The organism is Chloroflexus sp. (genome assembly GCF_034431535.1).
Classification (GTDB): domain Bacteria; phylum Chloroflexota; class Chloroflexia; order Chloroflexales; family Chloroflexaceae; genus Chloroflexus.
Genome location: NZ_DAOUDC010000041.1, coordinates 1 through 9053, shown reverse-complemented (window position 1 = coordinate 9053; position 9053 = coordinate 1). Strand labels below are relative to the sequence as shown.

At 60.9% G+C, this 9053-nt stretch carries 7 protein-coding genes; 2 read left to right on the top strand and 5 right to left on the bottom strand.

All coding sequences use genetic code 11. The annotated features are described in order from the left end of the window. Positions 1 to 31: 31 nt before the first annotated feature. The 4 genes from argC to U9R61_RS09990 all read right to left on the bottom strand — a co-directional run bounded on the left by argC (position 32) and on the right by U9R61_RS09990 (position 5317). Positions 32 to 1030 (bottom strand): N-acetyl-gamma-glutamyl-phosphate reductase, encoded by a 999-nt coding sequence (gene argC, locus U9R61_RS10005; RefSeq protein WP_322488671.1) that lies wholly within the window; start codon positions 1028 to 1030, stop codon positions 32 to 34. 677 nt (positions 1031 to 1707) lie between these two features. Next, positions 1708 to 2910: a glycosyltransferase family 4 protein gene (locus tag U9R61_RS10000; protein ID WP_322488670.1), complete on the bottom strand. Its 1203-nt coding sequence runs from the start codon at positions 2908 to 2910 to the stop codon at positions 1708 to 1710. A gap of 78 nt (positions 2911 to 2988) precedes the next feature. Beyond that, on the bottom strand, positions 2989 to 4026 hold the full coding sequence (locus U9R61_RS09995) for a peptidase C39 family protein (RefSeq protein WP_322488669.1): 1038 nt from the start codon (positions 4024 to 4026) through the stop codon (positions 2989 to 2991). A 7-nt stretch (positions 4027 to 4033) separates the two neighbouring features. Further along, positions 4034 to 5317: a lactate racemase domain-containing protein gene (locus tag U9R61_RS09990; protein ID WP_322488668.1), complete on the bottom strand. Its 1284-nt coding sequence runs from the start codon at positions 5315 to 5317 to the stop codon at positions 4034 to 4036. A 195-nt stretch (positions 5318 to 5512) separates the two neighbouring features. On the opposite strand from U9R61_RS09990, the gene U9R61_RS09985 reads away from it, so the two are divergent. Both U9R61_RS09985 and U9R61_RS09980 read left to right on the top strand, forming a co-directional pair. Further along, entirely contained in the window at positions 5513 to 6895 is a 1383-nt protein-coding gene (locus U9R61_RS09985; RefSeq protein ID WP_322488667.1) for an MFS transporter, read from the top strand. Positions 6896 to 6986: 91 nt separating this feature from the next. Then, entirely contained in the window at positions 6987 to 7601 is a 615-nt protein-coding gene (locus U9R61_RS09980; RefSeq protein ID WP_322488666.1) for a TetR/AcrR family transcriptional regulator, read from the top strand. A 30-nt stretch (positions 7602 to 7631) separates the two neighbouring features. Here the strand turns inward: U9R61_RS09980 and glnA are convergent, their stop codons facing one another. Then, entirely contained in the window at positions 7632 to 8966 is a 1335-nt protein-coding gene (glnA, locus tag U9R61_RS09975) for a type I glutamate--ammonia ligase (protein ID WP_322488665.1), read from the bottom strand. Between the last annotated feature and the right edge of the window lie 87 nt (positions 8967 to 9053).

Below are 9053 nucleotides of genomic sequence, written 5' to 3'. Positions count from 1 at the left end.
CCATAATAAGGAGTCGCACCGCCGTGCGGCTCTACAAGAGCCCGGTTGTTTCGGCGAAGCCCAACATCAAATTCATGTTCTGCACCGCCTGACCCGACGCCCCCTTCACCAGATTATCCACGACCGCCACCACAATTACCCGGCCCGGCTCGACCATTTGGTGACCGATCACCAGATGGTTCGTGTGCTGGACGTGGCGCAATTCGGGGAGCTTGCCCGCCGGCAACACGTGAATAAACGGCTCGGCGGCGTAGGCATCGGCGTAGACGGCGGCTAGGGTCGCGTCATCCACTTCCGGTTTGAAGTTGACATAAATTGTGGAGAGAATCCCACGGAAGACCGGCAACAGATGCGGGGCAAAGATAATATGCAAGCCGGTCTCCTGCTCCATCTCGGCCAAATGGCGATGGACGCGGCCAACATTATAGGCGCTAAAGGTCTCGTGCGTCTCACCGAAATGCGTCTTCAACGACAGCGAACGTCCTGCGCCAGAGACGCCCGACTTACTATCGACAATCACGGTCGAATCGGCGAGCAAACCGGCGCGCACCAACGGTGCCAGCGGCAAAATGGCCGTCAACGGATAGCAACCGGTATTCGCCACTAAGCGGGCTTGGCGAATGCGTTCGCGATGGAGCTCAGGCAGACCATACACCGCCAGCGCGAGCAATTCCGGCGCCGGATGCGGCTTGCCGCGTCGCGCCGCATAGACTGCGGGGTCGGCAATGCGAAACGTGTCGGAAAAATCGACCACCTTCGCGCCGGCATCAAGCGCGCGCTGCACAATCGGAATCAAGTCAGGGGTGTTATGGGGGAGGCAGGTGAAGACCAGATCAACACCAGCCGGATCGACCTCCTCCACCGCGGTCAGCCGCAGCTCGCTCACAATCGGGAAGACATCGCTCAATCGCTGCCCAGCAGCGGAACGGGCAGTAGCAAAAGCGATCTCCACCTCCGGATGGCGGGAGAGCAGCTTGAGCAACTCAATCCCGGTGTATCCGGTTGCGCCATAAATACCGACACGGGCCATTGGTGCGCTCCTCGTACAACGAACGAATACCCTACTCGCTCAATTGTACCTTACTCTTACCACGTGCGGTCAGGCGCGATTGCGATCACGGCGGGGTGGATCTGGCCAAGCCGGCGCAAGAAGTTCAGAATCCGGGTAAACATACGCATTGCTCCTCTCGCAGACGACCGGACACCTGTGCGCGACGCTTTCCCCCGGCGCATCGAACGGTACGATGGGAAAGGCTTTGCACGTACACGCTGCTTTACGCAGCCGCAAGCCGGAGAACCCCGGCGGGTGGACGGTCATCGGACATCATCGATGCGCCATGATCAGCATAGCATAGCCATGTTAACGTTTCATCAGCCCAAAGGTTGAGGAGTGTTAACGCTGGCGGGGGCGAGGAGGAATAGCCACGAAAACGCACAAAAGGCACAAATGTTGCAGAACCCGCTTACCCAGGCTTCCAATCGCTGAGGGATGCAGCAGTATAGCTTACGTTGTCGGGTTGCTGCACGGCGTCATGGTCATTGATTGCCAGCAATGTAGCATAGAGGTAGGGAAAGTCTTATTTTATGTCAATTATAACGATCTTCAGTGAAACATATCGGATGCTATGTTGCACTAAGCTTGTTTTCCCACAGAGGACGCGGAGGACGGGGTAATGTCATTTGAAGTGTGAGTGCGTCTTTGCCATGCTACGCCTGGAGCGCCGCTTCGAGCTTGGGCACGATCTGCGCCCAATCATAGCTGGCGCAGACAAAGGCCCTGCCCGCTTGACCAAGCCGTTGCGCGAAGGGCCGGTCGGTGACGAGCCGGTTGACCGCTGCAGCCATCGCCGCCGGCGTGTCGGCCAGCAATAGATGCTCGCCATCGCGCAGGCCGGGAATCCCCTCGGCCCCCATGGTGGTACTCACCACCGGCGCGGCCATCGCCAGTGCTTCGAGCAGCTTTAACCGCGAACCGCCCCCGACCCGCATCGGGATGACAACGGCGGCGGCGGCAGCCAGTGCCGGACGAGTATCATCAACTTCGCCGGTGACGATGATGGTCTGGTGGTCGTGCAGCGCGCGCAGGCTGGGATGGGGTCGGCGTCCGATGAGCCGTAAGCGCAGGGCTGGATGTTGCCGGCGGATGTGTGGGAAGACCTCATGGGTAAACCAGAGGACGGCATCGACGTTGGGCCGGTAGTCGAGCGTGCCAATAAAGACGAGATCGTTGGCGGGAGGCGCAGCTTGGGGCGCGAAATGGCTGCAATCGACGCCGTTGGGCACGAGGTGCAACTGGGCATGGGGCGCTAACCGGCGCAATGCTGCGGCGTCTTCCGCCGACACCACTAATGCCCGATCGATGGTATGCAACACGCGCCGCTCGAAGGCGGCCAGCTTAAACCACTGGATCAACGAATAGCCGCCGCCGATCAGCGCTTTGGGGTGCGGCGCGCGGCGCAGGTCATTGAGCGCGGCGCGGCGTTGGAGCAGGTACTCGGCGTTGAATTCGTCAAGTGCCAAGCGCACTCGATGCTTACGCGCTTGGAGTAAGTAGGGCGCCATTTCGATACTCTCGGCCAGCACTACCTCAAACTGCGCGTTGGCCAACAGCTCGGCGAAGGCAGCCGAATAGGCCGGACTCGCGTTGCGCAGCGCCATATCCGGCAATGGGCTTGCCAACGTCGTCAGCGCGCGCTGGCCCAACGAGCGGGCCGTCAGCCCGATCACGATCCGCACCTCGGCGAGATCGCGCAACGGCTGCATCGCTGCCGCCGCCGCTTCGTCAGGGGCGAAGGAGAGCAGTGTCACCGTATGGCGAGCAGCTAGCCCGCGCAGCAGATGGTAGATCCGCAACGCACCGCCACCGCGCGGCGGGTACGGCGGATAGGGCGAGAGCATCAGAATACGCATACCGTCTCGTAGGGGCACAACGCCGCTATGCCCACCTCGTAAGAGCATAGCGCCGCTATGCCCATATGGTGAGGAAGACTAGACCCACGCATCGTCTGGGCCGGGCACAGGCCGCGGCCAATCAGGCGGATAAATCAGATAGACCGTCCCGCTTGAATTGGTCTGCCACGCCGTCGCAAGTTGATCGTGCGGATACGCGCGCAATAACCGGTCGCGACCGGCTGGTTCAGCGATCAGTGCGTGCGTATCGGTAAAGCCGCGTACTACGGTCAGATGGCCGCTGGTGCGGCCCGGCGCATCGTCGATCTGGCCCGCTTCCCACGCCAAGCTGATAATCACCGGAACGCCGGCTGCGGTCCAACGCTCGATTTGTTCGAGCGTATCGAAGCGGGTGACGTAGGCGCGCAGGCCAAAGCGCGCCGCAAATGCGGTATTGAACGACCAGTTGCCGGTGCCTTCCCATCCCGGATCGAAGATGCCGGCAGCGGTCAGATCGGGCAAAGTCGCGCTATCGGCAAAGGGGGCGAGGCGCGGATCGGCCAACTGCGCATGCCAATAGGCCAACACCATATGAACCGCCGTTGGGCTGCACCAGCCTTCGCCGCCGGGATAGTCGTACTGGCAGAGCAAGAGCGGCAGCGCGATAGCGGAACGGGCCGGCGGCTGGGAAATCGAAACCGGCGGCGCGGTTGTCGTGATACAGAGCAAGAGATCGGTCAATTCAGGCATATCAGCTCCGGGCGAGCCGCAGAGCAACACCCGCGCCTGCACGGCTTGCGCCGGGATCGCCAGTTGCACGGTATCGGTGGCGACATAACCGCGTTCATTCCGTTGCGCGTTAAAACTGGTGCGCCGCGCGCCGTCAGCGTCCCACGCTGCTAAGCGGTACCACCCGCTCCACTGGCCATCCTGCTGCACCCGCAATTGCAATTCGATCCAGCTCTCAGGCGGCGTATCGGCGGCCCAGCTTGGAATAATGGCAACCGCCTCAGCCACCGCGAGCGGCGGACTGATCAGCGCAATCCGCGCGTGCGGATCATCAGCGGGCAACGGCGCTGCCCGTTCCCACTCATCAATCGCCGGTTCGTCCCAATGGTGGAGGAGATGATGTGGCATAGCGAATCTATCCTTCGGCGCTGTCAAGCACCCAAGCAGCGGGACCAAGCACGTCGAGATCGGGATGGGCGGCGACTTCCGGCAGCAAGGCAGCGCTGATCAGCAGCTCTTCGAGATGCAACGTGTCAGGAATGCGAACCAACCGCACCGCCGCCGGATCAGGCTGGCCGCACGTCTTGATCGCCATTGCCACCGCATCACGCTCGGTCGGCAGAGTAATCGGCAAACCGCCTTTGCACAAACCAACCAATCCAGCAGTTAAGACATTCACATAGGTGGCATGAAAATCGATTTTGGCGGCAAGGCGCGCGGTCGTAATATCGGCCAACCCGATCCCATTGGCATTACCATGGGTTTCAGGCGTGAGATCAAGCACGACAATCACATTAATGACGGGCCGTTCAGGCGGCGGCTCGCCGGGGATGGGCAACCGCCCGATCACGTTGGTATCCATCCCGGTGCCGCTGATGTTCTTCCCGATCCGGTCTACCACCAGCACATCCAGCCGGTCGAACGGCAAACGGGCCATCATTGCTTTGCTCCGCATAAGCAGCGCCGCTTCACCGGGACCGCCAATCTCGGCGGGAGGAAGCGCGACAATCGCTGCGGTCTGATCGCGCGCATCTTCGAGAATCGCCAAACCAGCCCGCACCTTACCGCGCTCGACCACCATGCGCGCCATCGGCACAAGTTGCTCTTTCAGACCATATACCGCCGTGCGATGGACAATCTCGGCGCCGTGGCGTTTGCCCAAACCGACGGCGCATATCTTGGCCAAACCGCTCTCAATCGGCGCTTTGAACGAGGTATGGGTCTTGATACGATTGATTACCAGCACGCCGTCAGACTCGGCGGCGAAACGATCCATATAGACCGGCGTACCATCGGCGATCCGGCCCAACTCGACCACCTCCATCGTGGCCCGGATTGGGCAGCCGATCGATTGCTCGGTTATGCCAAGTGAAGCAAGGAGCGCCACTTGACCCTCAGCCGTCGCACCGCCGTGGCTTCCCATTGCCGGCACGAGAAACGGCTCGGCGCCGTGGTCACGCAACCAGCGCACCGCCGCCGCCGTGATCGGCACAATATTCGTAATTCCCCGGCTGCCGGCGGTGACAGCAATGCGCATACCGGGCCAGAGCTGCGCCGCCAAGCCAAGCCGGTCAAGCTCGGCGCGCACCGCTGCCGTCACATCGGCCAGCGGCGCTGTCTGCCAACGCTGGCGCACGCGAAAGAGCGGCGGCAGCGGCATATCAGCGTGAATGCCTTCGATGTTGAGTGTGATCTGCATCAGCCCACCATGGTGTGATAACCAACCCTCGCCCGATTGTACCACACCGGCCATTGGCGCATTCGGCGCAAGCGCCGTTGGTGGCGCAGTTTTTATCGCCCAACCGACCGGCCGGTAGACAAATGGCAACTGCTATGCTATACTACTTACCGACCGGTCGGTCGGTTTTTATGCAACAAAGGAGTATGTTCACGTATGGCAAACGAACGCCAACGCAACCAAATCCTCGGTTTACTCTTCTTCGGCGTCTTGATGGCAGCGCTCGATATTGCCATCGTCGGGCCAGCCTTGCCCGCGATCCAAAAGGTCTTTGGCGCCGATGAGCGGGCATTATCGTGGGTCTTCTCAATCTATGTGTTGGGGAACTTGATCGGCACGCCGCCAATTGCCGCACTCTCAGACCGGTTTGGCCGGCGGGCGCTGTATATCGCTAGTCTGAGCGGTTTTTCGCTTGGTTCATTATTGGTTGCCATTGCGCCTTCCTTCACCGTGCTGCTGATCGGGCGTCTGATTCAAGGGTTCAGCGCCGGCGGCATCTTTCCAGTCGCCAGCGCTGTGATCGGCGATACCTTTCCGCCTGAACGGCGCGGTTCGGCGCTGGGTCTGATCGGTGCCGTCTTTGGCATTGCCTTCCTGATCGGGCCGATCCTTGGCGGATTGTTACTACTGCTCGGCTGGCAGTGGCTCTTCTTGATCAACCTGCCGATTGCGGCCATTCTCATCGCCTTCAGCGTCAAGCTGTTGCCGGGACGGACACGTGACACCACTGCGCCGTTTGACGTGACCGGCTTGGCGACGCTGGCGGTCATGCTCACCGGTTTAGCGTATGGCTTGACCGAACTCGATCCGGCGTTACTGCGCGCGGGTGAATTGCCGTGGCTCGCGATCGGCGCCTTGATCATCGCTATCGTGTTTGTGCCACTCTTTATCGCAGTGGAACGGCGCGCAGCGGAACCGATTCTGCAACCAACGATCTTCCGTTCCCGCCAAATCTGGCTGACAGCAGCATTAGCGATCGGCGCGGGCATCGCCGAGTCGGCGATCGTTTTCGTGCCGGCGCTCGTGACCGCAGCCTATGGCGTGAGCAGCTCAACCGCCAGTTTCATGCTCTTACCGGTGGTGTTGGCGATGGCGGTTGGTTCACCGGTATCGGGGCGCATGCTTGATCAATTCGGCTCACGGATCGTTGTTACCATCGGCGTCGTCTTAAGTGGGGCCGGTCTCATTATTCTCGGTGGCTGGCCGGCCAGCATCGTCGCTTTCTACCTTGCTTCGATCGTGATGGGGATTGGGCTTGCGATCTTGCTTGGCGCGGCATTGCGGTATATTCTGTTAAATGAGGTCCCGGCCAACGAACGGGCGGCGGCGCAAGGGTTGCTAACCGTCACGATGGGCAGCGGCCAACTGTTGGGAGCGGTGCTGGTCGGAATGATTGCCGCTGCCGGCGGCGGCGCGGTCGCGGGATACGGGTTAGCATTTCTGGCCATCGGCGTCGTGATGCTGCTCTTGACCTTGGCCGCCCTGGGTCTTAAGAGCCGGGCCGCCGAACGCGCCAGCGCACTGGCCCATGCCCATTAATTTGATAAAGATCTTGTACGGGCACAGCGTTGCTGTGCCCCACGTGCCCCAATTTCGGGCACAGCGCTGCTGTGCCCACACATACACACCTATGAACCGGCAACAAAACTCTGAGCACATCCGTAACCGGATCATCGACGAAGCCGCGCGACTCATTGTCACGTATGGCTACGAAGGCATCGCCATGCGTGAAATTGCCGAAGCGGTGGGCTTGTCGAAAGCCGGCCTCTACCATCACTTTCGCGACAAAGAAGACCTGCTAGTGGCGGTGTTGACCAATTGGGCCGAAGAGATGGCGGGGCTGGCAGCGGCTGCCGGTCGCGAACCGGATACCCGCGCGCAGTTGGCGGCGTTGGTACGCGGGTTATTTGCCCAAGCGCCGGCCCAGCGGGCGTTGGTACGGCTGAGCAACCACGATTTGCCGCGCCTGAGCGAAACTGGGCGCGCGAGCGTCGAACGCTGCTACGCCAACGGGTTGATCGCGCCGATCACCACGATGATCCGATCCGGTATCGAACGCGGTGAGCTTCGTCCGGTTGACCCCCATGTCGCCGCGTGGTTGCTCATGGGGATGCTCTATCCCTTTTTCCACACCGAGCAGGCGAAGATTGGCGAGCATGGGGAGGCGATTGCCGATCTGATCATCACCACGTTCTTTGATGGCCTCGCCCAACCGAAAAACGCGACGACCGCAGCGGGCGAGTGATCACTGCTCACCCGCTGCGGCTGTGCGCAATTAGAAGATCGCCAAATAGCGGTCAATTTCCCATTGCGACACGTAGGCGCGATAACTCTCCCACTCTTGTTGTTTGGCGTCGAGGAACCGCTCGGCGACCGAGGGGCCGATCGCTTCGAGAATGACCTCATCTTCGCGGAGATCATCGAGCGCCGCGCCAAGCGAGGTCGGCAAGGTTGCCAACCCGCGCGCGCGCGGATCAATGTGGAAGAGATCTTCTTCGGCAGCGTCACGCAGCGGCAATTTGCGCTTGATTCCATCGAGGCCGGCGGCCAGCATCGCCGCGTAGGCAAGGTAGGGATTGCAGGCCGGATCCGGACAGCGCAGCTCGATCCGCGTCGCCTGATGGCGACCGGCGGTAATGCGCGGCACGCGCACCAGCGCTGAGCGATTGGTACGGCCCCACGAGATATGCACCGGCGCCTCGAAGCCGGGCACAAGCCGTTTGTAGGAATTGACCAGCGGTGCGAGCAGCACGCACATGCCGCGAGCATGGGCCAGCAAACCGGCAATGAAATGGCGAGCCAGCGGCGACAAGCCGTAGGGATCATCGGGATCGGCAAAGAGATTTTTCCCGTTCTCGACATCCAGCAGACTCTGGTGAACATGCATGCCACTGCCGTTGACGCCGGCCATCGGTTTCGGCATAAACGTCGCGTGCAGGCCATTGATCTGGGCCACCGCCTTGAGCACCACCCGCGTCGTCACCAGATGATCCGCCGAGCGTAACGCATCGGCATAGCGCAAGTCAATCTCGTGCTGGCCGGGAGCGACCTCGTGATGCACCGCTTCGACCGTAATCCCCATTGTTTGCAACGTGCGCGCCATCTGGCGACGGATATGGGTAGCCAGGTCGGTCGAAACATCAAAATAACCCGCCTTGTCGTGCGGTTCGAGAATATGCCCGTTGGGATCGGTCTTAAACAAGAAAAACTCTAGCTCCGGCGCCACCATGAAGCGATAACCGGCTGCCGCCGCCTGATCGAGCATCCGGCTCAACACATTGCGCGGATCGCCGGCGAAGGGTTTACCATCAGGGGTAAAGACCGAACAGATCAAGCGCGCCGTAATCATGCCCTCGTGCCGATCCCACGGTACCACAGCGTAGGTCGAGAGATCAGGCACAAGGTACATATCGCTCTCGACCATCCGGGCAAACCCTTCGATCGACGAGCCATCGAACCAGACACCGTGGTCGAGGGCGTCGGGCAATTCTTCAACCGGAATGGTCACCGTCTTGCCGATGCCCAACACATCGGTGAACTGCAAGTTCACGAAAGCGACATTATCAGCGGCGACGCGGCGCAGCAGCATTTCGCGCGGATCATCGCTCATGGGCTGCGCTCCTCCTTACTAGGGTAGGCGGATGACAACATTTCTTGTACTATACCACACTAAGGGCGGGGTTGGGGCTATGCCCCA